The organism is Lysinibacillus sp. TE18511 (assembly GCF_054062295.1).
In genome coordinates, this window is sequence record NZ_JBSSFD010000008.1 from 57,997 (window position 1) to 83,576 (window position 25,580).

25 protein-coding genes are annotated in these 25,580 nt (G+C 39.1%); 18 read left to right on the forward strand and 7 right to left on the reverse strand.

Annotated elements, in window-relative coordinates; translation table 11 throughout:
• The first annotated feature begins 97 nt into the window (after positions 1-97).
• The 9 genes from ACVWXS_RS08275 to ACVWXS_RS08315 all read left to right on the forward strand — a co-directional run bounded on the left by ACVWXS_RS08275 (position 98) and on the right by ACVWXS_RS08315 (position 6,171).
• Entirely contained in the window at positions 98-433 is a 336-nt protein-coding gene (locus ACVWXS_RS08275; RefSeq protein WP_053593555.1) for a nucleotide pyrophosphohydrolase, read from the forward strand.
• The gene (gene dapB, locus ACVWXS_RS08280) at positions 433-1,230 is read left to right on the forward strand and encodes a 4-hydroxy-tetrahydrodipicolinate reductase (RefSeq protein ID WP_368637954.1); all 798 of its coding nucleotides are present in this window, start codon (positions 433-435) and stop codon (positions 1,228-1,230) included. The genes ACVWXS_RS08275 and dapB overlap by 1 nt, the downstream gene beginning before the upstream one ends.
• A gap of 19 nt (positions 1,231-1,249) precedes the next feature.
• Positions 1,250-1,654 (forward strand): methylglyoxal synthase, encoded by a 405-nt coding sequence (mgsA, locus tag ACVWXS_RS08285; RefSeq protein WP_068982826.1) that lies wholly within the window; start codon positions 1,250-1,252, stop codon positions 1,652-1,654.
• A gap of 33 nt (positions 1,655-1,687) precedes the next feature.
• Positions 1,688-2,833 carry an N-acetyl-alpha-D-glucosaminyl L-malate synthase BshA gene (gene bshA / locus ACVWXS_RS08290; protein WP_402984961.1) on the forward strand — a complete coding sequence of 382 codons (1,146 nt, stop codon included), beginning with the start codon at positions 1,688-1,690 and terminating at the stop codon, positions 2,831-2,833.
• Positions 2,820-3,998, forward strand: a complete 1,179-nt coding sequence (locus ACVWXS_RS08295) for a CCA tRNA nucleotidyltransferase (protein WP_456957518.1) — start codon at positions 2,820-2,822, stop codon at positions 3,996-3,998. Before bshA ends, ACVWXS_RS08295 begins: the two co-directional genes overlap by 14 nt.
• A gap of 255 nt (positions 3,999-4,253) precedes the next feature.
• Positions 4,254-4,532 (forward strand): CPCC family cysteine-rich protein, encoded by a 279-nt coding sequence (locus ACVWXS_RS08300; protein ID WP_427420250.1) that lies wholly within the window; start codon positions 4,254-4,256, stop codon positions 4,530-4,532.
• The gene (locus tag ACVWXS_RS08305; RefSeq protein WP_374967480.1) at positions 4,529-4,660 is read left to right on the forward strand and encodes a hypothetical protein; all 132 of its coding nucleotides are present in this window, start codon (positions 4,529-4,531) and stop codon (positions 4,658-4,660) included. Before ACVWXS_RS08300 ends, ACVWXS_RS08305 begins: the two co-directional genes overlap by 4 nt.
• A 203-nt stretch (positions 4,661-4,863) precedes the next feature.
• Positions 4,864-5,847: a biotin--[acetyl-CoA-carboxylase] ligase gene (locus tag ACVWXS_RS08310; RefSeq protein WP_456957521.1), complete on the forward strand. Its 984-nt coding sequence runs from the start codon at positions 4,864-4,866 to the stop codon at positions 5,845-5,847.
• 51 nt (positions 5,848-5,898) lie between these two features.
• Positions 5,899-6,171 carry a hypothetical protein gene (locus ACVWXS_RS08315; RefSeq protein ID WP_456957523.1) on the forward strand — a complete coding sequence of 91 codons (273 nt, stop codon included), beginning with the start codon at positions 5,899-5,901 and terminating at the stop codon, positions 6,169-6,171.
• Here the strand turns inward: ACVWXS_RS08315 and ACVWXS_RS08320 are convergent.
• Genes ACVWXS_RS08320 through ACVWXS_RS08330 form a run of 3 tightly spaced genes read right to left on the reverse strand, consistent with a single transcriptional unit; the run spans position 6,157 to position 7,902 of the window.
• Positions 6,157-6,990: a DUF4097 family beta strand repeat-containing protein gene (locus ACVWXS_RS08320; protein WP_456957525.1), complete on the reverse strand. Its 834-nt coding sequence runs from the start codon at positions 6,988-6,990 to the stop codon at positions 6,157-6,159. The two genes, ACVWXS_RS08315 and ACVWXS_RS08320, sit on opposite strands and share 15 nt — an antisense overlap.
• Positions 6,990-7,589: a DUF1700 domain-containing protein gene (locus tag ACVWXS_RS08325; protein ID WP_456957527.1), complete on the reverse strand. Its 600-nt coding sequence runs from the start codon at positions 7,587-7,589 to the stop codon at positions 6,990-6,992. The genes ACVWXS_RS08320 and ACVWXS_RS08325 overlap by 1 nt, the downstream gene beginning before the upstream one ends.
• Entirely contained in the window at positions 7,582-7,902 is a 321-nt protein-coding gene (locus tag ACVWXS_RS08330; RefSeq protein ID WP_456957529.1) for a PadR family transcriptional regulator, read from the reverse strand. The genes ACVWXS_RS08325 and ACVWXS_RS08330 overlap by 8 nt, the downstream gene beginning before the upstream one ends.
• Positions 7,903-8,475: 573 nt before the next feature.
• Between ACVWXS_RS08330 and panB the strand changes: the two genes are divergently transcribed.
• From panB to dinG, 4 genes are all read left to right on the forward strand, one after another.
• Positions 8,476-9,312 carry a 3-methyl-2-oxobutanoate hydroxymethyltransferase gene (gene panB, locus ACVWXS_RS08335; protein ID WP_456957531.1) on the forward strand — a complete coding sequence of 279 codons (837 nt, stop codon included), beginning with the start codon at positions 8,476-8,478 and terminating at the stop codon, positions 9,310-9,312.
• Positions 9,312-10,166 (forward strand): pantoate--beta-alanine ligase, encoded by an 855-nt coding sequence (gene panC / locus ACVWXS_RS08340; RefSeq protein ID WP_456957533.1) that lies wholly within the window; start codon positions 9,312-9,314, stop codon positions 10,164-10,166. Before panB ends, panC begins: the two co-directional genes overlap by 1 nt.
• A 1-nt stretch (position 10,167) precedes the next feature.
• Positions 10,168-10,551, forward strand: a complete 384-nt coding sequence (gene panD / locus ACVWXS_RS08345) for an aspartate 1-decarboxylase (RefSeq protein WP_456957535.1) — start codon at positions 10,168-10,170, stop codon at positions 10,549-10,551.
• 126 nt (positions 10,552-10,677) lie between these two features.
• Positions 10,678-13,449 (forward strand): ATP-dependent DNA helicase DinG, encoded by a 2,772-nt coding sequence (gene dinG, locus ACVWXS_RS08350; RefSeq protein WP_456957537.1) that lies wholly within the window; start codon positions 10,678-10,680, stop codon positions 13,447-13,449.
• A gap of 143 nt (positions 13,450-13,592) precedes the next feature.
• On the opposite strand, the gene ACVWXS_RS08355 is transcribed toward dinG, so the two are convergent.
• Positions 13,593-15,395, reverse strand: coding sequence for a sensor domain-containing diguanylate cyclase (locus tag ACVWXS_RS08355; protein ID WP_456957539.1), 1,803 nt, complete (start codon positions 15,393-15,395; stop codon positions 13,593-13,595).
• A 76-nt stretch (positions 15,396-15,471) separates the two neighbouring features.
• Positions 15,472-15,771, reverse strand: a complete 300-nt coding sequence (locus ACVWXS_RS08360) for a hypothetical protein (protein WP_456957541.1) — start codon at positions 15,769-15,771, stop codon at positions 15,472-15,474.
• A gap of 622 nt (positions 15,772-16,393) precedes the next feature.
• On the opposite strand from ACVWXS_RS08360, the gene ACVWXS_RS08365 reads away from it, so the two are divergent.
• Positions 16,394-16,753 carry a DUF378 domain-containing protein gene (locus ACVWXS_RS08365; protein WP_456957543.1) on the forward strand — a complete coding sequence of 120 codons (360 nt, stop codon included), beginning with the start codon at positions 16,394-16,396 and terminating at the stop codon, positions 16,751-16,753.
• Positions 16,754-16,900: 147 nt separating this feature from the next.
• On the opposite strand, the gene ACVWXS_RS08370 is transcribed toward ACVWXS_RS08365, so the two are convergent.
• On the reverse strand, positions 16,901-18,274 hold the full coding sequence (locus ACVWXS_RS08370) for an aminotransferase (protein WP_456957663.1): 1,374 nt from the start codon (positions 18,272-18,274) through the stop codon (positions 16,901-16,903).
• A 148-nt stretch (positions 18,275-18,422) separates the two neighbouring features.
• Positions 18,423-19,589 carry a PucR family transcriptional regulator gene (locus tag ACVWXS_RS08375; protein ID WP_456957545.1) on the reverse strand — a complete coding sequence of 389 codons (1,167 nt, stop codon included), beginning with the start codon at positions 19,587-19,589 and terminating at the stop codon, positions 18,423-18,425.
• A gap of 139 nt (positions 19,590-19,728) precedes the next feature.
• Here ACVWXS_RS08375 and ACVWXS_RS08380 point away from each other — a divergent pair, with 139 nt between their 5' ends.
• From ACVWXS_RS08380 to preA, 4 genes are all read left to right on the forward strand, one after another.
• On the forward strand, positions 19,729-20,973 hold the full coding sequence (locus ACVWXS_RS08380) for an allantoate amidohydrolase (RefSeq protein WP_456957547.1): 1,245 nt from the start codon (positions 19,729-19,731) through the stop codon (positions 20,971-20,973).
• A 67-nt stretch (positions 20,974-21,040) separates the two neighbouring features.
• Positions 21,041-22,444 (forward strand): dihydropyrimidinase, encoded by a 1,404-nt coding sequence (gene hydA / locus ACVWXS_RS08385; RefSeq protein ID WP_456957549.1) that lies wholly within the window; start codon positions 21,041-21,043, stop codon positions 22,442-22,444.
• A 111-nt stretch (positions 22,445-22,555) separates the two neighbouring features.
• A complete protein-coding gene (locus ACVWXS_RS08390) occupies positions 22,556-23,938 on the forward strand; it encodes an NAD(P)-dependent oxidoreductase (RefSeq protein ID WP_456957551.1) in 1,383 nt (460 codons plus the stop codon).
• Positions 23,939-24,298: 360 nt separating this feature from the next.
• Complete coding sequence (gene preA, locus ACVWXS_RS08395; RefSeq protein ID WP_456957553.1) at positions 24,299-25,561, forward strand: NAD-dependent dihydropyrimidine dehydrogenase subunit PreA; 1,263 nt, start codon at positions 24,299-24,301, stop codon at positions 25,559-25,561.
• The last annotated feature ends 19 nt before the right edge of the window (positions 25,562-25,580 follow it).

Genomic DNA, 25,580 nt, shown 5'->3' on the forward strand with positions numbered 1-25,580 from the left:
AAACAAATGAAGTAGTGATATCTATTATCTGACATTTTATTGTTTTTGACAACAATGGTGTAAATTTTATACGATGGTATGTAGGAGTGTGATTTTGATGACTGAACAAGTGACAATGCAAGCTTTACAACAGCGTGTTGATGATTATATTGGACAATTTAAGGAAGGCTATTTCCCACCATTCGAGTTACTGGCACGTTTAACCGAAGAGCTTGGTGAATTGTCTCGCGAAGTGCAGGACGTTTACGGGCAAAAGAAGAAAAAGAGCACAGAGGAAGCGAATAGTATCGAAGAAGAATTGGGTGACTTTTTCTTTGTTTTAGTTTGCTTTGCAAATGCACAAGGTATTAAATTAGATGAAGCACTTTTACGTGTCATACATAAATTCGAAACAAGGGATAAAGGTCGCTGGACTAGAAAGGATGAAGAATAATGTCGATTCGTGTAGCAATAGCAGGACCTAGAGGTAAAATGGGAGCTGAAGCTGTACATACGATCATGAAACATGACAAAATGGAATTAGTAGCTGTACTTGATTATAAGGAAGTAGGAAAAACATTAGCTGATTTAGAAATGTTTCCAGCAAGTTATACAGCACCAATTTTTACAGATATGCATGATCTTGTAGAAGCAACTGCACCAGACGTATTAGTGGATTTAACGAACCCGCATGCAGTCTATAAGCATACTAAAGAGGCCTTGAATTTAAATGTACGACCTGTAATTGGTACAACAGGCTTTACAGATGCACAACTAGAAGAATTATCAGCAATTGCTAAAGAAAAAGACTTAGGCTGCATTATTGCACCAAACTTTGCAATCGGAGCAATTCTAATGATGAAATTTGCCAAGGAAGCAGCAAAATATTTACCTGATGTTGAAATTATTGAATTGCACCATGATCAAAAGTTAGATGCACCATCTGGGACAGCTGTTAAAACAGCACAATTGATTCAAGAGGTGCGAGCAACAAAAATGCAAGGACATCCAGAAGAAAAAGAAACAATTGAAGGTGCAAGAGGGGCAGAATTTGATGGCATGCGCATTCACTCTGTTCGCTTACCTGGTTTAGTAGCACACCAGCAAGTGCTATTTGGTGGAGACGGGCAACTATTAACAATTCGCCATGATTCATTAAATCGTAATTCTTTTATGTCCGGTGTTGCTTTTTGTGTAGAAGAGGTCATGAAAATGGATCAACTAGTATATGGTTTAGAAAACATCATCTAAAGATTGGGATGGAAGCATTATGAAAATCGCATTAATTGCACATGATCGCAAAAAAGATAATTTAGTACAGTTTGCTATTGCTTACCGAGATATACTAAATGAGCATACGCTGTTTGCTACAGGTACAACGGGGCAGCGTGTGATTGAAGCTACAGGTTTAGCAGTAACACGTTTTTGCTCAGGTCCACTTGGTGGCGACCAACAAATTGGCGCAATGATTGCCAATAATGATATGGACATGGTCATTTTTTTCCGTGATCCTTTAACAGCACAACCACATGAGCCAGATGTTTCTGCACTTATTCGTCTTTGTGATGTTTACCAAGTGCCACTGGCCACAAATATGGGAACGGCAGAAATATTACTTAAGGGCCTACAGGAAGGCTTTGTGGATTGGAGATTGATTCAAGAAAGACGAAATTAACAAAAGACGTGATTTAGAAAGGATGATAATCGAATGAGAAAGCTAAAAATCGGCATTACCTGTTATCCAACAGTTGGAGGCTCTGGTGTAATTGCAACAGAATTAGGAAAAATGCTTGCAGAGAGAGGACACGAAATTCATTTCATCACCTCAAGCGTACCATTTCGATTGAACAAAATTTATCCAACCGTCTTTTTCCATGAAGTAGAAGTTAATAATTATTCAGTATTTCAATATTCGCCATATGATATAGCATTAGCGAGTAAAATGGCGGACGTGATTAAGGATGAAGAACTAGATGTGCTTCATGTACATTATGCAATACCACATGCTGTTTGTGCGGTTTTAGCACGAGAAATGAGTGGTCGTGACATTGGTATTGTCACAACGTTACATGGTACAGATATTTCGGTGCTTGGGCAGGATTCTACCCTTTCACAGGCGATTAAGTATGGCATTAACAAATCTGATATTGTTACGACAGTGTCAGAGGCATTAAAGCAACAAACATACGAGCTTATTGATACAGTAAAACCAATAACTACGATTTACAACTTTGTTGATGAACGTGAATACTTCCCACGCAATCCAGGAATCTTAAAGGAACAATTTGGAATTGAGGAAGATGAAAAAGTGATTATTCACGTATCTAACTTCCGTAAAATTAAGAATCTTCCGCATATTATTGACGCCTTTATGAAAATTCGTGAAAACATGAAGGTAAAGCTATTGCTTGTAGGTGATGGTCCAGAAAAGCATCGTGTCATGGATCAAGTAAAGGAAAGTCCCTATATGAAAGATGTTCTATTTTTAGGTAAACAAGAAAACTTGGCTGAATTGTATGCTATAAGTGACCTTAAATTACTACTTTCACAGCAGGAATCATTCGGGCTAGTCTTACTTGAAGCAATGGCTTGTGGTGTACCTTGTATTGGAGCAGCTGTTGGCGGTATTCCAGAAGTCATTGATCACGAAGTAGACGGCTATATTGTGGAATTAGGAGATACAGATGCAGTGGCAGAATATGCAGTGAATCTATTGAATGATGAAGAGAAATTGCAACGGTTCCGAGAAGCGGCTATCCGTGCTGTTGATGAAAAATTCCACTCATCTAAAATTGTAGAACAATATGAAAAATTGTACGAAAAGGTTGCTGAAAGAAATCATGCAAAACAATAAAGAATGGCAAGCAGCCTATTCAGTTATTGAACAACTTGAAAACGCAGGCTTTGAAGCCGTGGTCGTTGGTGGTGCGGTACGAGATGCGATACTCGGTCGTCCTGCCCACGATGTAGATGTTGCAACAAATGCCATGCCAGAAGAGGTAAAGTCTGTTTTTAATCATACGGTTGATGTAGGAATTCAGCATGGAACGGTACTTGTAATCGTGCCAGCTGGACCTGTGGAGGTCACGACATATCGCACAGATGGAGATTATATTGATCATCGTAGACCAGAGGAAGTGCAATTTGTACGTTCGCTGAAAGAAGATTTACAGCGCCGTGATTTTACGATGAACGCCATAGCGATGCGCCGTGATGGTACTTTTATTGATTATTACGGAGGGCGCCAAGATATTGAGGCTGGTGTCATCCGTGCTGTTGGAAATGCACAGAGACGCTTTACAGAAGACGCTTTACGAATGCTACGAGCTGTGCGTTTTTCAGCACAGCTTGGTTTTGTGATTGAATCAGAAACGTTGGCAGCAATGCAGATCAAGGCTGCGGATATTTCTTGGATTGCGAAAGAGCGCATAAAGGCAGAGCTCGATAAGCTATGGATAGGGAAAGATGTTTTTAATGGCATTCAAAAGTTAGAGGAAAGTGGTTTAGCAGCCTATTTGAATGGTCATTTTCAAGCTGATCACTGGCGTGAGTTTAACGTTCAGGACAAGCTATTAGGCTGGGCATATTTTGCATTGTTACAGGGTGAGCAATGGCGAGAGGTGCTAGGCAGCTATCGTTTATCGAATAAGGAAATGGCGTTTGTAAAAGCTGTTTTAGCTGCTTTAGAAGCTTTAAAAAATGGCTGGACGAATATGGATTACTTTTTGTATGCACAACAGGAACTAGAGGTAGCTTGTTATTTTGCAGAGCTTAGACAGTTAGATGTTCAAATGCCACAGCAAAGTATTCAGGAAATACAGACAAATCTTCCAATTAGGCATAAGCAGGCGTTACTTGTAAACGGTACGGACTTGTTAAAATGGTCTGGAAAAAAGGGTGGACCTTGGGTAAAAGAAGCGTTGCAGGCAATGCTTGAAGCGGTTGTGAATGGCGAGCTTCAAAATGACCGACAAGCGATAAAGAATTGGATCGCACATGAATATTTCAACAAAGAATGAAAATTTCTGTATGACAAGGAGCCGTCTCAAAAAATGCATGAGACGGCTCCTTATTAATGGATGCTCTATTTTTTCGCCAAATATAAACAGCACAACATGTTAGTAGATGGAACAAAACTAACTAAGAGTAAAAACAAATACACTTCTCTCTGTGCATTTAACCTTAGTAACAAAGTTGGTTCTACTCAGCGAGCCTTTAACGGAACTTTATCTTTCGATGTAATGTTAAAATAGAGTTGAAAGTCTGGTGATTATATGAAATATCCTTGTCCGTGTTGTGGATATAAAACAATTGATAGCGATGGCCATTACGACATCTGTCCAATTTGTTTTTGGGAGGATGATCCTTTTCAGAAAGTAAATATAGATGAAGAAGGGGCTAATAAAATCTCTTTGGTAGAGGCACAAGCAAATTATTTTCGTTTGGGTGTCTCAGAAGAGCAATTTAGTCATCATGTTAGAAAGCCCAGAATTGAAGATAAAAGAAATCCTGATTGGAAACCGATTAAAGAATCTTTATGGGGGTTGTTATGAAGTACTTTGAAGAAGCTAAATATATTTGGGGAAATTATGTTCCAAATAGTGAGCAGGCAGATACAGTTGAAGGTGAACTAATAAGGGCGATTGAAAGACTTCAGTGCGAAATTGATTTGACAGAATAACCGACCATATTATTGAGTGGACTTTTACGCATAAAGGACCTAATAAAAGAGAAAACGATCTGACGCAATATAGGTGAAAAGTGAATAATTGGTAGCTGAAAGATATTTGATGATAGCTTGTAGTCAATTGTCATAATTTACAGTATGATTATTACTAATAAGAGGATGAGAATAGTAGAACTTACTAAAGGATTGATTTGAGCATGAGTATTTCCATGAAGGATGAAATTTTAAAAAGAATATTAGCTGCTAATGGTGAAGCAGTTTCAGGTCAGGAGCTAGCAGATTCTCTTGGCGTATCACGAACAGCTGTATGGAAACATATGCAGACGTTACAGGAGGAAGGCTATACATTTGAAACCGTAAAGAAAAAAGGCTATGTACTTACGGGTGTGCCAAATAGCTTAAGTCCAACACAAATTGAGCTTTTTTTAAATACAGAACGATTTGGGCGTGAAATTCACTATTTTGATGTTGTTGATTCAACACAAACAATTGCCCATAAGCTTGCACAGGAAGGTGCACCACATGGCACGATCATCATCGGTGAGGAGCAAACTGCTGGTCGTGGTCGTATGGCGCGTCCTTGGGAGTCTGCAAAAGGTACAGGTATTTGGATGACCATTATCGTGAGGCCGGATGTGAGTCCTCAGCAAGCTTCATCGTATACGCTTGTCGTAGCAGTTGCGGTTACAATGGCTATTAAAACATTATATAAACATGTTGAGCCAGCCATTAAATGGCCCAATGATTTACTCATTAAAGGCAAGAAATGCACAGGTATTTTAACGGAGATGCAGGCTGAGGCAGATCTTGTTCAAGCACTACTAGTAGGCATCGGTATTAATGCAAACCAAGTCGAATCAGATTTCTCACCTGAGATTGCGAATATTGCAACATCTTTACGCTTAGAAGCGGGTGAAGAAATTAATCGCGCAGCCCTTGTCGCATCTATTTTACAATACTTAGAACAATTTACGGAACTATACGTGAAAGAGGGCTTTGCTAGCATTAAAAAGCTATGGGAACAAATGTCATGTACCATTGGGCAACGTGTTGAAGTGACAACTTTACGTGGACGCTTTGAAGGCATTGCCAATGGAGTTACGGATGAAGGTGTACTACAGCTGATTCAAGATGATGGCACAGTCCGAACAATTTACGCTGGAGATATAAAAATTTTATAAACCAAAAGCTGCAAGAATCATTATGAATCTTGCAGCTTTCTTTTGTGTTCGATGCAATTTATAGTAAGAGTTTTTAGCGGCGCAAAAGCGAGCACAACCGGCGGAGCAACGGTTTTTAGCGGCGCAAAAGCGGGTCCAAGCGGCGGAGCAACGGTTTTTAGCGGCGCAAAAGCGGGTCCAAGCGGCGGAGCAACGGTTTTTAGCGGCGCAAAAGCGAGTCCAAGCGGCGGAAACCCCGACTTTAGCGGCGCAAATAAGAGTCCAACCGACGAACAACCGCTACTATCATCTAAATTGCCGATGCTCATTTTATTTCAACGTTAACTCTAAGTCACCATGTGAAATTGTTGCTTTTAGTTGGTGATCCCCTTTATATTCTTGTGATACATTGCCGTCTTGTTCTTTCTTATCAACTGTAAGATCCCCAAAGTCCGTGTTTAATTCATAGCCAATTTCACTTTTTTTGTTTTGCAAGTCAAGTGTAGTATCTCCAAAGTTAGACGTAATAGAAGATTGTCCATTTAATGTACCATCGATGTTAATATCACCATTCTCACTTTCGACAACGAAGCCATTACTTGAAAATTGCTGTAGCTTCATATCACCAAACGATTGAGTAATCTCTGTTTTATCACCAGTAGTGTTTTTAAGTATTATATCTCCATAATCTCCTGTCAGATTTAATTGCTGATAATTCAGATCATGAATGGTAGTATCCCCAAAATTACTATTAAGGACAACGGTATTCAATTTTACATCTGCAGGTACGTAGATTGTGATGGAAGGAGTATTAAAGCTACCAAACCCTAATTGTAGTTCATTTTTTTTCTTACCCTTCGTTTCGATAGTTAATGTTTTATCTTTAATACTGTACGTAATATCATCATCTTCCACAACATTCATTTCTAATGCATAACGATCGCTAGTAACAATTTCAACATCTCCATAGTCATTGACAATATTGATGCTAGTAAAATCATCTAGTTCATAAGAATTTTTTACTAGATTATTGTTCTTGGGTACCTGGATGCCTTCATCAGTTAACACAAAACTCCATTTTCCACCAGAGAAATAACCAACTAGCGCTAACAGTATGCCAAAAGCAATCATAGTCATAGCGATATGTGTATGTCGAGACATCATTAGTAACCCTCCTTCCGCTTTTTCGTTATTTTATGGAATAGTCTAGCTAGTGCTTCAACACAAATAACGACTATTTTTTTAATAAAACGAGCAACGACTGGGAACAGTAAGATGCCTAAACCTGTAACAATAAAGCCAACACCCATAAAGAGTAATGCTGTCGGCCAGTCCTCCGTTAAAATGAAGATGCCTGAAATAAGTGCAACGATTCCACCGAAAATGATACTAAGTACAGTTGCAATAATAGCAAAGACAACGCTGAAAATGACTACACCAAATGAAAAAATAAGTGCTATAGCAACTGCCAATAACGGTATTGAAAGTGGGGCAGATAATATTGCTAGAATGATGAGCCAAATAGCAGTCACATTCTTCTTAGTCGAAGTCGAGGTTTCATCTAAATCCCTTAATGCAGAGTCCGCCATTATTTGTGATGCAACATGAGAAGGGGAGCCTAGTTGTTGAATGACCTGCTGCTCGTTTTCTTCCCCTGCTTCATCGAAATATTCCTCATAATAGGCAAGCGCAGCATCAATCTCATGCGCTGGAAGACGTTGTAATTTCCCCCGTAGCTTTTTCAAATAGCTTGCTCTATTCATTATATTTCCCTCCTAAAAGTACACAATCAATATTTTCTTTATACAGTTGCCACTCTTTTAATAGCTCCAATAATCGAATTCGACCTTGCTCGGTAATTTGGTAATAGCGTCTATTTCTGCCTTGATAGGGCTGATCGTAAGTTGCTAAGTAGTTTGCTTTTTGTAAACGACGTAATACTGGATACAGCGTAGATTCTGATATATCCATCACAGATTGTACTTGCTGTGTTAATGAGTAGCCATAAGCATCCTCTTTTTCGACGATGGCGAGCACACAAGCGTCAAGTAAAGCTGAGCCAAGCTGAAATGTCATCTTTTCTCACCTCACATTTCATTACCTATACAAGAGTTCATATTATATGCTGTATAGTATGGTGATAGTATACGACGTATAGTATTGATTGTCAAATTTTATCAATAAGTACGCGCCGGAAATTAAACGTGACGATAATGTCTTTAAAATAGTAACAAAAACCAATTTTTTGATACTTTTTTAATGAACAATAAAATAATAGGCGTCATTTATTAGAAAATAATATTTGAAGATTAGTAGAGGAATCTGTTATAGTATGTGCTGAAGGGCAGTATCCTTTTGTGAACGGCACCTTCAAAAACGTAAGACCATTTACAATAAATATCTGCCTTGATCTTTTAAAGACAGGGACGGAAGAAAACAAGCGTTCAAAAATAGTACTTGATTCAATGGAATAGGCTATGCTCTCAAAGATATTGGATTGTGTATGCCTATGAAAAATCAAGATACGGCCTCTTATCAAAATTCAAGACAAGAGGTATTTTTGATGACGAACGAAACACTACCCTTCTGTCCATTTTAGGTGCAGAGGGGTTTTTCTGTTTTCTTCCCTTAAAAAAGGAGGACTACACAATGAAAACAACTTCAGATTTTTTAAAGATGAAGGCAGCAGGTGAGAAAATCGTTATGCTCACTGCCTATGATTACCCTGCTGCAAAATTTGCCGAGGATGCAGGCGTCGATATGATTCTAGTGGGAGATTCACTAGGGATGGTTGTACTAGGTTATGACTCTACAATGCCAGTAACAGTAGCGGACATGGTTCATCATGCAAAAGCAGTAAGGCGCGGAGCAAAGGACACATTTGTTGTTGTTGATATGCCATTTGGTTCGTATCACGGTGATGTAAACGAAACGTTGAAAACGGCTGTAACCATGATGCAAGAAACAGGAGCAGATGCACTAAAGTTAGAGGGTGCAGACGATGTTCTATCAGCAATTCGTAAATTAACGTCAGCTGGTATTCCCGTGGTAGCACATTTAGGTTTATTACCACAATCGGCAGGTGTGCTCGGTGGCTACAAAGTACAGGGCAAAACAGCTGAGCAGGCAACGAAGCTTATCGAAGATGCGAAACAATGCCAAGAGGCTGGTGCTTGTGCAGTTGTTTTAGAATGTATTCCACATCAGTTAACAGAAATGGTATCTGCTAATCTTATCATTCCAACGATTGGCATTGGTGCCGGTGTTGAGGCTGATGGACAAGTATTGGTTTATCATGACATGCTAAGCTACGGTTCACACCATGTACCGAAATTTGTGGAACAGTTTGCTAATATGGGCCGAGAAGCAAGCAGTGGAATTGCTAGTTACGTAGAAGCGGTAAAAGCAGGCACATTCCCAGCACCGAAGCATTCCTTCACGATGAAAGAGGAAGCATTGGATCAGCTATATGGGGGCGTAAAATAATGCAAGTCGTAACTACAATACAAGCATTACATGTGGAAATCCAAGCAGCGAAGCAAGCTCAAAAAACAATTGGACTCGTGCCAACAATGGGCTATTTACATGAGGGCCATTTAACGCTAGCAAAAACAGCTCGTTCTGAAAATGACTTAGTCGTTATGAGTATCTTTGTAAACCCAACACAATTTGGGCCAAATGAAGACTTTGAAAGCTATCCGCGTGATTTGCCACGAGATACTGCTTTGGCAGAGTCTGTTGGTGTAGATATTGTTTTCGCACCATGTGTTGAAGAAATGTATCCTCACGATGGCGGTATTCGTATCCATGCGGGTGAACAAGCAACAATCCTTTGCGGGGCGAGCCGTCCAGGCCATTTTGATGGCGTTTTACAGGTTGTATCAAAATTATTTCATCTAACACAGCCGACACGAGCTTATTTCGGCCAAAAGGATGCACAACAAGTTGCTATTATTGCTACGATGGTACGCGATTTTAATTTCCCTTTGGACATGCGAGTAGTGCCAATTGTGCGTGAAGAGGACGGCTTAGCCAAATCTTCTCGTAATGTCTATTTAAGTGAAGTAGAGCGTAAAGAGGCACCAGCAATTAATGAAGCACTGCAGCTTGCTCGTCACAGCTTTTTAGCGAATGGTGATGCAGTGAATGCACTTGCTAAAGCAAAGAATCACATTGCAGCACGTACACACGGAGAAATAGATTATTTTGAGCTATTAGCGTATCCAGACTTAACACCAATAACGGCTGAAACGGAGCAAGTACTGTTAGCAGCGGCTGTATATATGGGTAAAACTCGTTTAATTGATAATTGTATCTTTAATGTGAAAGAAGGATTATAATATGTTGCGAATGATGATGAATAGTAAAATCCACCGTGCTACAGTGACACAAGCAGATTTAAATTACGTTGGATCGATCACGATAGATGAGGATATTTTAGATGCAATAGGTATGCTCCCGAATGAAAAGGTGCATATCGTCAATAACAACAATGGGGCACGCTTTGAAACCTACATTATTGCAGGGGAGCGTGGATCAGGCGTTATTTGTGTGAACGGTGCAGCAGCACGTCTAGTACAATGTGGAGATATTGTGATTATTATATCTTATGTGTATGTAGACAACGAAGAGGCAAAAGATCATAAGCCTACGGTTGCAATTATGGGAGAAGGTAATACGATTAAAGAAATGATATCCTATGAGCCAGAAGCAACGGTGATGTAATAATGAGAAAGCATGTACAAATTGTACATGCTTTTTTTTATGTGCTGTCTAAAAGGCGAAGGGGTGCCGCTAAGCCAAATATATGTTAAAATTCATCTATCTAATGTGAACTGTGAGTTGAGATGTATGATGGAAAGTCAAAAGTATGCAATTGTAGATTTGGAGACGACTGGTCATTCACCGGCAAATGGGGACCGAATGATTCAAATAGCAATTGTTATTATGAAAGATTGGAAAATTGAGCGCACCTTTACGAAGTTTATTTATCCAGGTAAATCCATTCCAACTTTTATTCAGGATTTAACGCATATTACGGATGAGGATGTAAAGGATGCCTTGCCGTTCGAGGCACATGCCGACTACATATATGAATTACTTGCTGACTGTGTATTTGTCGCGCATAATGCGGATTTCGACTTATCTTTTTTACAAGCAGAATTCAAGCGTGCTGGTTTACCGAAATGGCAGGGTAATAAGATGGACACGGTTGAGCTTGCCAAAATATTGTTCCCGATGTCACTCAGCTTTAAGCTAGGTGATTTAGCGGCTGATTTAAATATAGAGCTAACAAATGCACACCGAGCAGACGATGATGCCCGTGCAACAGCTGAGCTCTTTATACGTTGCTGGAAGGAGCTACTCAGTCTCCCACAGCTAACGCTTGAACAAATGCATAAACGTTCATTCAGATTAAAATCAAATTTATCCCAGCTGTTCTTCGAGGCGCTTCAAATTAAACGACAGCATGTCACTACTAATGAAAATGTCTCCTATTACCGCAATTTGGCTGTTTGTGATGGACGAAAAAAGTATACAAATAATGCAGAGATTGTAGCGTACCCACAAACGGCAGCTGACAAAGTATCATTAATGACAAAGGCGATGCCGAATTTTGAGCAACGACCTGCACAATTCGAGATGATGGACACTATTTGGCAGGCGTTAAATGACAAAAGAGAGTGCGTTATTGAGGCTTCAACAGGTATTGGTAAAACAGCAGGCTATTTACTTCCTGCGATTTTGTATGCTCGAGCAGTCGATAAAAAAATTGCGATTAGCACATATACGTCACACTTGCAGGAGCAGCTTGTTGAAGAAGAGCTACCCAAGATCGAAAAAATCCTTGGCACTAAAGTAAATATTGCTGTTCTAAAGGGCATGCAGCACTATATTGACCTTACACGTTTTGAGCAATGTATGGCATATGCAGATGAATCCTATGACGATACCTTTACGATTTTACAGATTCTCGTTTGGCTTACTAAAACAGAAACAGGTGTGTTAAGTGAGCTCAATGTTTCTGGTGGCGGACAGTTATTTTTAGAGAAAATCCGCAAAATGCCTGATGAAAAACCTTCAAGGGGCTTTGATTTCTATGAGCAAGCGTTAAAAAATAGTGAATTTGCCGATTGTATTGTGACCAATCATTCTATGGTGCTCAGTGATTTAGTCCGCCAAACTCCGATTTTTACACAAATCGATGGATGGATTATTGATGAAGCACATCAATTTGTACAATCCGCCATGCAACAAGACGAAATTGTATTCTCTTATACGCAGTGGAAGTATATTTTCGGCCAAATCGGAACGATGGAGGAAACGGCTTTATTCCAACAATTCAGTCAGGCAGCTAAGAAAAAACAACGTGTTCCTATGCAAAGTTTACAACGACTAGATGCACAATTGATACGCCTACAACGGACATTCGATGAAACAATTCAGCGAGCTGTGCAAAAAATGCAGCAACAAATAAAAGGGAAACAAGCTAGTAGCAAAAGGACTTTGTTTTTAGAGGATGTATCGTTAGCAAAAGAACCGCTTTTGCAAGTGAGTAAGCTCACACAGCAGTGGCTTGATCTTGCGACAGAGGTAGGTCATACCTTTGAAAATAATATTGAGCAATTAGATAAAAACGAGCTCTATATATTATCAGAATGGCATTATTGGATCCGTGAATTGAAGGTGAAAATCGCTGAGTGGGAGGAAATTTTCCTATCGCAACAAGATGATAATTCAGTGTGGCTAGAATTTGATTTACGGAGTGTTCCTGGAAGCTTGCATGTCTTTAAAAAGCCTGTTTATGTCACGCCTATTATCGAAAAAGTACTTGCACCACTTCGTAAGCAGGCAAGTATTGTTTGGACTTCAGGGACTTTAACTGTGCCGGGCAATGAACGTTTTGTGACCCGTCAGCTTGGTATTTCTGATCGTGTGCAAGTAATAAAGCTTCAAGCACCACCAGCCTATTATGCAGGAGCGAAAGCATTTATTGTCACGGACATGCCTGATATTCAACATGTGTCACAGGATGAATATATTGAAGCGGTTGCCCAAGCCATTACCCGTACGGTGCGGATGACTGAAGGACGTTGTTTCGTATTATTTACGGCGCAGGACATGCTTCGCAAAACTGTAGAGCTTATTCAAGATAGTGAACTCCTGGATGACTATATGCTTTTTGCACAAGGCGTTACGGGTGGTAGCCGTATGCGAATTCTGAAATCATTCCAAAAGTTTAGCCATTCGGTACTCTTTGGTACAAACAGCTTTTGGGAAGGTGTGGACGTTCCAGGTGACGCACTGGCATCGGTTATTGTTGTTCGTTTACCGTTTTCTTCGCCAGAAGAGCCTGTATTTAAGGCGCGAGCGAAACATCTTACTGCTCAAGGTCTTAATTCCTTCAATGAGTTATCATTACCGGAAGCCATCATGCGTTTTAAACAAGGCTTTGGTCGTTTGATCCGTTCATCACAAGATAAAGGAGCCTTTATAGTTTTAGACCGCCGCATTTCAACAAAGTCGTACGGTAAGGAGTTTATCAAGGCATTACCACCGATTGCTGTAAAGAAATTGCAGCTACCTGAGTTGTTAAAGGAACTGAATAATTGGCAGAAATAGATGGAACCCCTTTTGGCAAAACTGCTAAAAGGGGTTTTTCGTAGAATAGAATCTAGCTAAAAAGTAACGGTTGGCCAAAGAGTGCAGGGAGAGGAGCGAAAAGCAAAAAGCGTCAAGACAAAATTACTGTCTTTGACGCGTCTTTATTTGATAGAGACAGGGACATCATCTATTAAAAATTCAACACAATTTCTGCCTTGTTCTTTTGCTTGATATAAAGCTTTATCACATCTAAATAATAAAGTATTTAGTGTATCACCATCTACATAGCTAGTTACACCAAAGCTACTAGTTTTTCGGTGCACGACAGGGAATTGATGATTTTCTAATTGTTGACGAAGCTTTTCAGAAAGCTTAACAGCATCATCTAGTGTAGTTTGTGGGCAAATAACTAAAAATTCCTCACCACCCCATCTTCCAATTGTATCTTGCGGTCGAATCGTATTTTGCAGGATCTCGGCTACGTTTATTAAAACTAAGTCGCCTACTTGATGGCCGAACTCATCATTTACTTCTTTAAAATAATCAATATCTAGTAGAATTATAGAGAACGGAGCGTCATGATGTTGGGCATGTTCTATAGCTTCCGCTAACACATAGTCTAACCTTACACGATTAGGGATTTGAGTAAGACGATCTGTATTTGCTAATTTTTCAAGGTCAAGTTTTGCACTTTCTAGCTCTTGTGTTCGTTCTTTGACTTTATGTTCGAGCGTTTCAGTGAGCAATTGTTGCATTTCCTGATGCTCTTTTTTTATTATATTGATTTTATCGCCTAAGGCTAATGACAAAAATATAGCTTCGACAATAGCACCCACTGCAGGAACAGCCTCAAATATAATTGGATGGAAAGGAATAATACTTAAAAAAGCGAATGCTTGTACAATGATGGAACCAAGCAGAACAGTCCAACCGACTATATAAAATCTAGCCATTTTGTGGCCTTTTAACCACACAAATATTCCTGATAACCAAAGGAAAATAAAGACAACTACAGCAAAAATACTTGTGAAATTATTTACAATCGTAACATCAGGGATGATAAATGAAGTAATTAAAGAAAATATAGTGATCCCTAATAGTATATTTCCTATTTTGTGGAATCGAGGTAAGTATTTTTTTAGTTCTAGAAACTCTTTACTAAATAGAATCATAAATAAAAATAATATATGGCCACTTATGGCTGCGGATTTGATAAACAACCATTTAGGCAAAAGTTGTCCTACTAGTTCAATATCTAAAGAATTCAAAGTAGCTTGATAGAGAATAAAACTAAACATATACAAAACATAGTAAAAGTAAGCTTTTTCTTTTAACGAAAAAAATAGAAATAAATTGTAGATTAATAATGCGGTTAAGAATCCATAAAAAATCCCTGTTAAAAATTTATAGTCAATAATCTTATTGGCAAAGCTATCCGTTGTGAAAAGATAAGAAATTGTATTTAATGGTAATTGTCCATCTAATTTTATATAAATTTCTTTGGCGGTTGGATCTTCGATTTCAAATAAATTAGAACGAAAATGAATTTTTTGTTCATCAATATTTGATATGCCTCGCTTTTGAACACTATAGGAGCCATCTTCTTTCACTAAAAACATTTCAATGCTATCTAATTTGTCTGTTACCTCTATCCAGTAAGACTCCTGTTTATCCTTTAATATTTCATCGGCATCTAAGCGTAGCCAAATCGTATCATTCGTATGCCCAAAAGATAAATAGTTGTCTTTACTAGCGACAAAGGAATTGTCATATGTACCACTTAATATATCTTCTATCGTAATTTTTTTTGACGGGTCACGAAAAATATCATAATGCTTACCCAATATTATAGGTTCTGATTGTTCTGCAGCATGACATGTTAAGTTGAATTGTGTAAAAGTAAATATAAGTACGATAAAAAAATAAAATAACAAGTTGATTTTTTTAATTTTATTTTTCATCATTCATTCTTTCTCCTATCCTACTCCCTCTCCTTCAGTTTTTAGTAAGCGTGTTGATGGAAAGGTTTAATAAGGTACTCTAAAAATAGGGCTCATCACCATAACGTGTGGTTGATTTCCGTTCCGACTGGGCGCTTTGTTGTTGCTGTCGTTGCACTTTCGCACAGATAAAACATTTGTTGCTGTCGCTACGCTTTCGCACAGATAAAACATTTGCTGACGCTTCGCTTTCGCACAGAGCAAAGCTTCCTGGGGGCGTCCGATGAGCCGCTTGGGCCAACACGATGTTGGTCACGAAGGTGTTATCACAGGATGTGATGCTCTTAGCCTTCGTTCCTCTGACGCTGATCCCCAAGGAGTCGCCCAGTCTCCACTCCAATCAACTTATATACAAGGCATACGTCTTAACAAATGTCACCCACAACTTTCGGCGATGAGCCAAAAATAGAGTATTATGTAAATATATCACACTTATATTCTATAATTAGGGTTTTTTCTGATAATATAAATAATATTTGAAAAAATTACGATAGTTGTTAACAAAAGAATTCGCAAAGACCATAAGAACAAGAATGAGGACGAAATGGATGTTTATTTCTTAAAATATGATGGCTCATCAACAATATGGAGGCATCATCATGTCAAAAATAAAGGAATTTAATGAACTATATTTAGCGGAAAAGCGATAGTCTATAGGAAATGTGCCAAGTCGGAACGGCAATCAGCTAATGCTACGGTGATGAGTCATTAAAGAGCGGCTCAATATCTGTGATTCACTAACATTTCCTTTGTTTGTAGTAAGACTTAGCCTAGTCAGCCTTTTGTATAAAAAAGCGGTTATTGCAAAAAATAAGACCGTCAAAATGGGCAATTTAATTACAATAAGTGTTTGTAGTTTTATCACTTGTTATGACAGGTTTTTCTGCAAATCGAACGCTTTATACATGTGAAAAATGGACCTGTATACTGGCTTCGTATTTACAAATGAAGGAGGTGTAAACATGAGCGTAGTTTATAGAATCGCTTTAGTGTTGGTCATCATTGGAGCAATCAACTGGGGATTCATTGGATTCTTTGGATTTGATATAGTCGCCTATTTGTTTGGTGGACAAACCGCGGTATTGTCGCGATGGATTTATGCATTCATTGGGTTAGCTGGACTAATATCGTTACCGATTCTTGTTATGCGATTTGATGAGGATGAAGATCTTGATACAACTGACCTGGATCCTTATACTCGTATAGACCGAAATCCTAGCTATGGTATGGAGGCTGGGGAAGAAGCGGATTTTATTGAAATAAAAACAACTGAAGTGAAAAAAGTGGAAAAAAAGGATTCACAAAACAAGAACGATTACTGATTTTCCCTCAAAAAAACGGGTGACCATTGATCTGACCCAAAAAAGTTAGACATATTTATTAAGCAACTTCTAAGGCCTGCGTTTACCCGATTGGTGAAGGCTAATAATCAGTGGGGAAGAAAAAACCCCACTGATTATTAGTTCATTTTATGGCTGTTGTAGAAGTGTGTTTAACGCAGTCGTAAATTTCTCCACAATAAAATCTTTTTCATCCGAAGAGATAATCAGTGGAGGAGACAGTGTTAGGATATTGTTAAAGCCCGCAACAGTGACTCCATTTTTGCCGATAATTAATCCCTGATCTTTACATAAGCTAATCACCTTGTTGACATCAGCTATATCAAGTGGCGCCTTACTATTTTTATCGCTTACAAGCTCAACGCCTATTAATAAGCCCTTGCCACGAATGTTACCTACATATGGGTGATCTTTTAACTGCGCTTGTAATTCAGATAGAAGAAGAGATCCCACTTCCGCAGAGCGTGTAAATAGATTTTCCCGTTCCATAATTTCAATGTTTTTCAATGCAACCGCACAGGCTGCTGGAGAGCCACCAAACGTGTTGACATGACGGAAAAAGTCATACTCCTCGCTACCTGCAAACGCCTCATAAAGTTCACGTCGTACAGCTGTGGCAGATAGAGGCATATAAGCGCTCGTTAAGCCTTTTGCCATTGTCACAATATCCGGTTGAATCCCATAGTTTTGGAAGCCAAATGCCTTTCCAGTACGTCCAAAACCACAAATTACCTCATCGACAATTAGCAAGGCACCATGTTTTTCACAGACAGCTTTTACTCCTCGTAAATAATTTTCATGTGGCATAATGACACCACCGCCTGTAATAATAGGTTCCATAATAACAGCGGCAATAGTATCTGCCATCTCCCAAGTCATCACATTGTCGATGGCCTGCACAGATGGTAATGAAGTCGGATTGTTATTTTTGATATGATCTTCATTAGCACGATAAGAGTCAGGTGGCGAAACATGAATAAATCCTGGAGCAAATGGTTCATATTTATATTTGCGCTGAGCTTGTCCCGTTGCAGCTAATGCGCCCATAGAGCTACCATGGTACGCACGATAACGAGAGATAATTTTTGTGCGGCTAGCATTGCCCTTTTGCTGATGATATTGTCGTGCAATTTTAAACGCAACTTCATTTGCTTCAGAGCCACTATTTGAGAAAAATACGACATAATCATCGCCTAGAAGTTCACTAATTTTTTCACTTAATTGGATGGCAGGTATATGACCTACCGATAAAGGTGTATACGTATTTTCTAGTAATTGCTCATAAGCCACTTTTGCAATTTCCTCACGTCCATAACCAACATTTACGCACCATAAACCAGACATTGCATCGAGGTATCGTTTCCCACCAATGTCTGTAATCCAAGCTCCTTTTGACTTTTCAACAATCATCGTTGCATTCGGATTATAGGGCTTCATAGCATGCCAAACATATTGCTCATCTTTGACTTGCCAGTTTTGACCTGTTAAATTTGCCACTAAGATTCAATCCTCCTAAACAATTAGTTTTGCTAACATTCATTTATATGAGGCAACAAAATGCAAAGTCGACCCATTTGTACTTTATATGAATGCATAAAGTAATTTAGAAGGTGAATCTATTAATCGAAAATTCAGATAGATATAATTACGTTTATTGATGCGTCAACACATCTTCAATCAAAAATGCGATATAGAGATTTGTTTTTGTAAATGGGTTACTTAAGTCCATATCTAATAGTGTTTCTATTTTTTTTAGTTTATAAAGGACTGTGTTGCGATGAATAAATTGGCGTTCGCTAATCTTGCTAGTACTACCATTTTCCTCGAGAAAAATGCGTAAAAATTGTACATAATCTGTGTTATGCAATTCATCATAGCGGTAAAGCTGACCCAAGATGTCTTGATTATAGGATTTGATTAATGTTTGATTTTGCACGGCCATTATTATTTTATAGGCACCAATTTCTTTATATTTGTATAGGAAACGGTTGTTATGAAGTTTTGCTAATTGGATTACTGTTAATGATTCATCATAGCTTTTGCGAACATTTTCAAGTTCTTTATGATAATTCCCTTTACCAATGATAATATCCAAGTAACCATTTTTTTGCGTTATTTTGTCGTATATTTCTTCAACGATTTTTGAGAAGGGAGTATTTGGTGTATTGATTTGTGCTCTGTCGATTAAAAAGATGAGGTGATTTTTATGCTTTAGTTTTAAGAAGCGTTTATATCTATTTTGAAATGCAAATTGAATCATGACCTCATAACGGTCAATACTAGCTTGTGCACCATTTGTTGTGCATGAAATGATGGCAAACTCACTACCTTGTGGAAAACCTAAATGTGTTAATTGATCTTTAATATAGTGGGCGTTTTGTTTGTAGTGAAAAAGTAAGTTGTAGAGAATCTTTTCTTCGATGGAAAGCTCTTGATGGTGGTTGGAAATAAATTGAAATGTTGTTCTTAATAGATCTGCTATTCGAAAACTCCATGGCATTTGAAAAATAGGGAAATCATGTTTGTTGGCAAATGTGATGACTGATTCTGGTATTTCCGGAATATATGGACCAGTATTAATAATGAAACCTGCTACTTTTTTAGAGAAAGCTAGTTTAACAAGCTGCTCTAAGTCTCCTTGTGAAGATAAATTAATACCTGTAGTCACAACTAATTCATTAGGTCTACAAAACATAATTAAATCGATGCTCTCTACTACGTTAATCCCTGTAACTCTTCGATATGTTCCGCTTTGTCCAGCTACTAATGTTAGCATTGGGAATTGAACTCCCTCTACAATTTTGCGAATCGTCCCCATTTTTTCCCCCCTTATTATGAACATAACTTACCATATATTATGTGCGGATGCACATATTTTTTTAGTTTGCTATCCATATCTCATAATTTTTATCTCTTATAGAATGTGTATTAACTACTGTGAAAGAGAGGACTTGCATATGTATAAGTGTAATAGTAGACGATTGCAAGAGTTAATTGAACAATTTAGTCAATTTGGTGCTACTGAAAATGGTGGCGTAACCCGTTTGTCTCTTTCGAATGAAGATGTTTTAGCAAGAAACTATTTTTGTGAGTGTTGTGAAGAATTAGGGATGGATATTAAAGTCGATGATATGGGCAATATTTATGCCATTCTACCTGGGAAAAAGGATGTCCCGCCAATTGTCATGGGATCGCATTTAGATTCCGTTGAAAAGGGTGGGAAATTTGATGGTGTGTTGGGCATTTTAACAGCCATAGAGGCAATTAGAACGTTAAAGGAAAACGAGATTGAGCTAGATATACCGTTAATGATTGTTAATTTTACGAATGAAGAAGGTGCTCGTTTTGATCCAGCAATGATGAGCTCTGGCGTCATCTCATCCAAATTTGAAAAAGAAAAGATGCTGCAATCTGTCGACAAAAAGGGCACTAGTTTCGAAGAAGCACTGCAAGCAAGCGGCTATGAAGGGGATCAAGAAAATCGCTTAAAAGAAGCACTTGCTTATCTTGAATTGCATATCGAGCAAGGACCAGTTTTAGAGGCGAAACAACTGGAAATAGGAGTTGTTGAAGGTGTATTAGGCATGGTTTGTTATGAAATTACGGTTACAGGTCAATCCAATCACGCGGGGACAACTCCAATGTCCATGCGTCAAGATCCAATGATTGTGACTTCGAAAATCATGACGCATTTACATGAAGAGCTCGGAAAAATTGATGAACAGTTAGTGTTTACCTTTGGTCGAGTGAATGTTTCTCCAAATATTCATACAGTTATACCAAACAATGTGACTTTTACGATTGATTCACGTCATCAAAACCCACAAATTATGCAAAAGGTTGAGGACATACTGAATAATCTTCCTACAGAAGAAATGGGTTGTAGCATTAAGCCAGTTAAGCTGTGGGGTAGGGAAACAGTCTATTTTGATACAAAGATTTGTAATGAGGTGGAAAGGGCTTGTCAAAGCTTCGGCTATAGTGCTCATCGAATGTTTAGCGGAGCAGGACATGATGCGCAATATATTGCAAGTATCGTACCTTCAGCCATGATTTTTGTACCAAGTATTAATGGTAAGAGTCATTGTGAGGAAGAGGAAACAACATTTGAAGATTGTGCGAAAGGAGCAGACGTACTACTGGAAACAGTGTTAACGCTGCAAACAAAGTTCAGTATGGGCGAGACATACACGTTAAATTAAGACGGGTATTGTAAATTCTTCATTGTGAAGTACATTTTCCATTATTTTACGAAGGGTGAGGGGCAGCATGAAGAAGATTATTAAAGGTGGACGAGTAGCGACGGCTGCGGATATTTTTGAGGCAGATATTTTAATAGAGAACGGAAAAATTGTTCAAATTGGCAAAAACTTAACGGACGCAGGGGCAGAAATTATTGATGCTATTGGTAAATATGTGATGCCAGGAGGAATCGATCCGCATACACATTTAGATATGCCATTTAATAATACAGTGACAGATGATGATTGGAGATCTGGTACAATTGCGGCGGCTTTCGGTGGGACAACCACTATTCTAGACTTCTGCTTAACGGCTGGTGAGGAAAAACTTTCAGCTGCCGTTGAAAAGTGGCATGACAAGGCGAAAGGAAAATCAGCCATCGACTATGGATTCCATTTAATGATTGGTGATTTAACCCCTGAAACGGAAGCTGAATTACCGCAAATTTTAGAGCAAGAGGGTATTACTTCCGTAAAGGTTTTTATGGCTTATGCAAAAGAATTTCAAGCGACAGATCGCACGCTTTTCAAGGCGTTTAAAATAGCGAAAGACCTTGGTGCTGTTGTGATGGTGCATTGTGAAAATGGTTCTGTTATTGATGAGCTTGTAGAAGAGGCTAGACGTGCAGGTCATAAGGAGCCAATTTATCATGCACTCACTCGTCCAGCTGAGTTAGAGGGCGAAGCGACAAAACGTGCGATTGAGTTAGCCCATATCGCCGGCGCTACTCTTTATGTCGTTCATGTAACTTGTAAAGAGGCAGTAGACGAAATCATTGCAGCGCGTGAAAAGGGCTATAACGTCTATGGTGAAACTTGCCCACCTTATTTAACTTTAGATCAATCTGCTTTAGCACAACCAGGCTTTGAGGGTGCGAAATATGTTTGGTCCCCACCGCTTCGTCCAAAATATCATCAGGAACATTTATGGAATGCGCTAAAAGCGAAGCAGCTACAAACGATTGGCTCTGATCAATGCTCGTTTAGTTTTAAGGGCAAAAAGCAATTAGGATTAAATGATTTTTCTAAAATTCCTAACGGTGGGCCTTTTATTGAAGATCGCTTCAGTATTTTATATTCAGAAGGTGTAGCAAAAGGAAAAATTTCTATCAATGAGTTCGTCGATATGATTTCTACTAGTGCGGCAAAAATATTTGGTCTATTCCCACAAAAAGGAACGATTGCCATCGGTTCAGATGCCGATATCGTTATTTTTGATCCAGAGGCCAAACGAGAAATCTCGGCTAAAACGCACCATATGAATGTGGATTATAACCCATATGAAGGTTGGGAAGTAACAGGCGAACCAGTCAGTGTACTCGTACGCGGAGAGTATGTCATTAAAAATAAAGAATTTGTTGGTGTACTAGGTAGTGGGCAATATATAAAACGTCCATTAAAAACAGCAGCTGCAGAAGCACTAAACATTTAGCTTCTTCTTTCAGTTTATGACCGAATGGCCGATTGCTTTGGATGGAGAACAAAGCAATCGGTTTCGTAAATTACTTTACGGAAAAGATGAACACATGAGGGGGATGTGGAAATGGTTCCGATTCAAGAAAATCCAATGGCCTTACAGCTAAGACGTAATTTTGTGGAATTGACGAGCAAGATGACAAAGAATGAGGCAATGGAGGAAGCTAATCGATGCCTGTATTGCTATGATGCACCATGTATTAAAGCTTGCCCAACGAGTATTCAAATCCCAAATTTCATAAAAAAAATTGCTTCTGGTAATATGAAGGGCTCTGCTACGACTATATTAGAAGCAAATCCAATTGGTGCAAGCTGTGCAAGAGTTTGTCCAACAGAGGAACTATGTGAAGGGGCGTGTGTGCTAAATTCCTCAACAAAGCCAATTAAAATCGGAGAGTTACAGCGCTATGCAACAGATTGGGCAATGGAAACAAATGCTCAGCTATTTAAGCAAGGGCAAAGTAATGGTCAGAAGGTAGCGATTATTGGTGCAGGACCTGCTGGCTTATCTGCAGCTCGTGAACTTAGTCGTTTAGGCTATGCTGTCACAATCTATGAAGCTGAATCAAAAGCTGGTGGTTTAGGTAGCTATGGTATTGTGTCGTTCCGCCTACCAAACGAAGTCGTTGATTGGGAGGTCGAGCAAATTGAAAAGCTTGGTGTGGAAATCAAAACGAATACAGCTGTCGGTGTTGATATTTCTGCGGATGAGATTTTAGAGCAATATAATAGTATTATTTTGGCGGTTGGTATGGGAGCTGTACCGAATTTGGGCATTGAAGGGGAAGAGCTAGATGGCGTACATGATGCCATCGAGTTTGTTAGGAATACAAAAATGGGAACGCTTACAAAAGAAATAGTTGGGAAGCAAGTAGCTGTTATTGGAGCCGGAAATACCGCGATTGATGGTGCTACATGTGCTGTACGTTTAGGTGCTGACAATGTTCAAATTCTTTATAGAAGAACACAAAAAGAAATGACTGCATACAAATTCGAATATGAATTTGCCAAGCAGGATGGTGTTGAATTTAAGTGGCTAACAGCACCGAAAAAAATTATTGGTAATGAGGCAGGCAAGGTAGTAGGCATTGAATGTGTAAAAATGAAGCTCGGTGAAGCGGGGGCAGATGGTCGTCAAAGACCTGAGGAAGTTGAAGGCTCCAACTTTATTATTGAAGTGGACGCTGTCATTAAGGCAATTGGTCAAACACGTTTTGTGTCATTGATCGAAGCTTTTGGTTTACAGCATACAAATGGTGTTGTGGATATTGATGAAACGACAATGCAAACCTCGAATGACAAAGTATTTGCATGTGGAGATGTCGTCTTCGGAAATGGACAGGGCGAGGCGATGGTAGTTACAGCTGTACAGCAAGGAAAAGACGCAGCATATAAGATCCATGAACGTTTAACTTCTTTCAGCAAAGTGTCTTTTGTACCGAAAGCGTAGCGACAGGTACAGATGAGTTGCAGAAGTCTCCCACCTCTATAGGTGGTGAGGTGAATGCAAGTTTAAGTTACTTTCAGCAGGTGTCCCAATATCCGCTGAAATAGAGGAACTCAGTCTAAGAACGCCACGTCCTGTGGCAACGACTGAGTGACCAACATCATGTTGGCCCAATGCCTCCGGCGGATGTCACAGAATCGGAATGGAGTTCTTAGGGGATGTTAGCCTAAAATCATCGCATCCATGCGATAACGGCTAACTAACCTGCATCGTGCAGGCCTAAGCACAAAGCCGATTCTGGACGCAATTATGCCGAGGCATAATTGATGAAACCAAGTGAGATTGCATAAGGGAGGAACTAATATGGCTGACTTACGCATTGACTTAGCGGGCATCAAATCGCCCAATCCATTTTGGCTTGCCTCAGCACCACCAACGAATTCAGGTTATCAAGTACAACGCGCATTTGAAGCGGGGTGGGGTGGAGCTGTATGGAAAACATTAGGGGATCCGATTTTAAATGTTTCTTCACGCTTTGCAGCTGTTAGCTTTAACGGACAAAGAGTAGCTGGCTTCAATAATATTGAACTGATTACGGATCGACCGTTAGAGGTAAATTTACAAGAAATCTATGAAACTAAAAAAAGGTTTCCACATCACGCAATCATCGCTTCTTTAATGGTGGAGCCAAAACAAGAAAAATGGCATGAGATTGTTAAACGAGTAGAAGATGTGGGAGTCGATGGCCTTGAGCTTAACTTTGGTTGTCCACATGGGATGGCAGAACGAGGAATGGGCTCTGCCTCTGGTCAAGTGCCTGAGTTGGTGGAAAAGCAAACGTACTGGGTGAAAGAGGCAGCGAAAACACCAGTCATTGTGAAGTTAACGCCAAACATTACCGACATTACGGTAACAGCAGAAGCGGCCACAAGAGGTGGAGCAGATGCCGTTAGTATGATTAATACAATTAACAGTTTAGCCGGTGTCGATTTAGATACATGGAATACAGTTCCTCATGTAGCAGGAAAGGGTGCACATGGAGGCTATTGTGGTCCTGCCGTGAAACCAATTGCACTCAATATGGTTGCAGAGTGTGCACGTAATCCATTAGTCAATGTTCCAATTTCGGGCATTGGTGGTATATCCAACTGGCAAGATGCTGCCGAGTTTATCTTAATGGGAGCTACGGGCGTTCAAGTTTGTACAGCAGCGATGCATCATGGCTTTAGTATTGTTGAAGATATGATTGATGGACTTAATAACTATTTAGATGATAAAGGCATTGCCTCTGTCATGGATTTAGTGGGTCGCTCAGTTTCCAGATATTCTAATTGGGGTGACTTGGATTTAAATTATAAAATCGTGGCTGAAATTAATAACGATGTTTGTATTAACTGTAATAAGTGTCATATTGCATGTGAAGATACTTCGCATCAATGTATCGATTTATATTCAGAAGATGGTCGACCAATGCTGAAAGTTCGAGAGGAAGATTGTGTAGGCTGTAATTTATGCTCAATCGTCTGTCCTGTAGATGGTGCTATAACAATGGTTGAACGTAAATCTTCTGTTCCACCAATGACTTGGAATGAACGTCAAGCTCTAATTAGCAGTCTATCTAAGTAAATAAGCTTTCAAATAAACT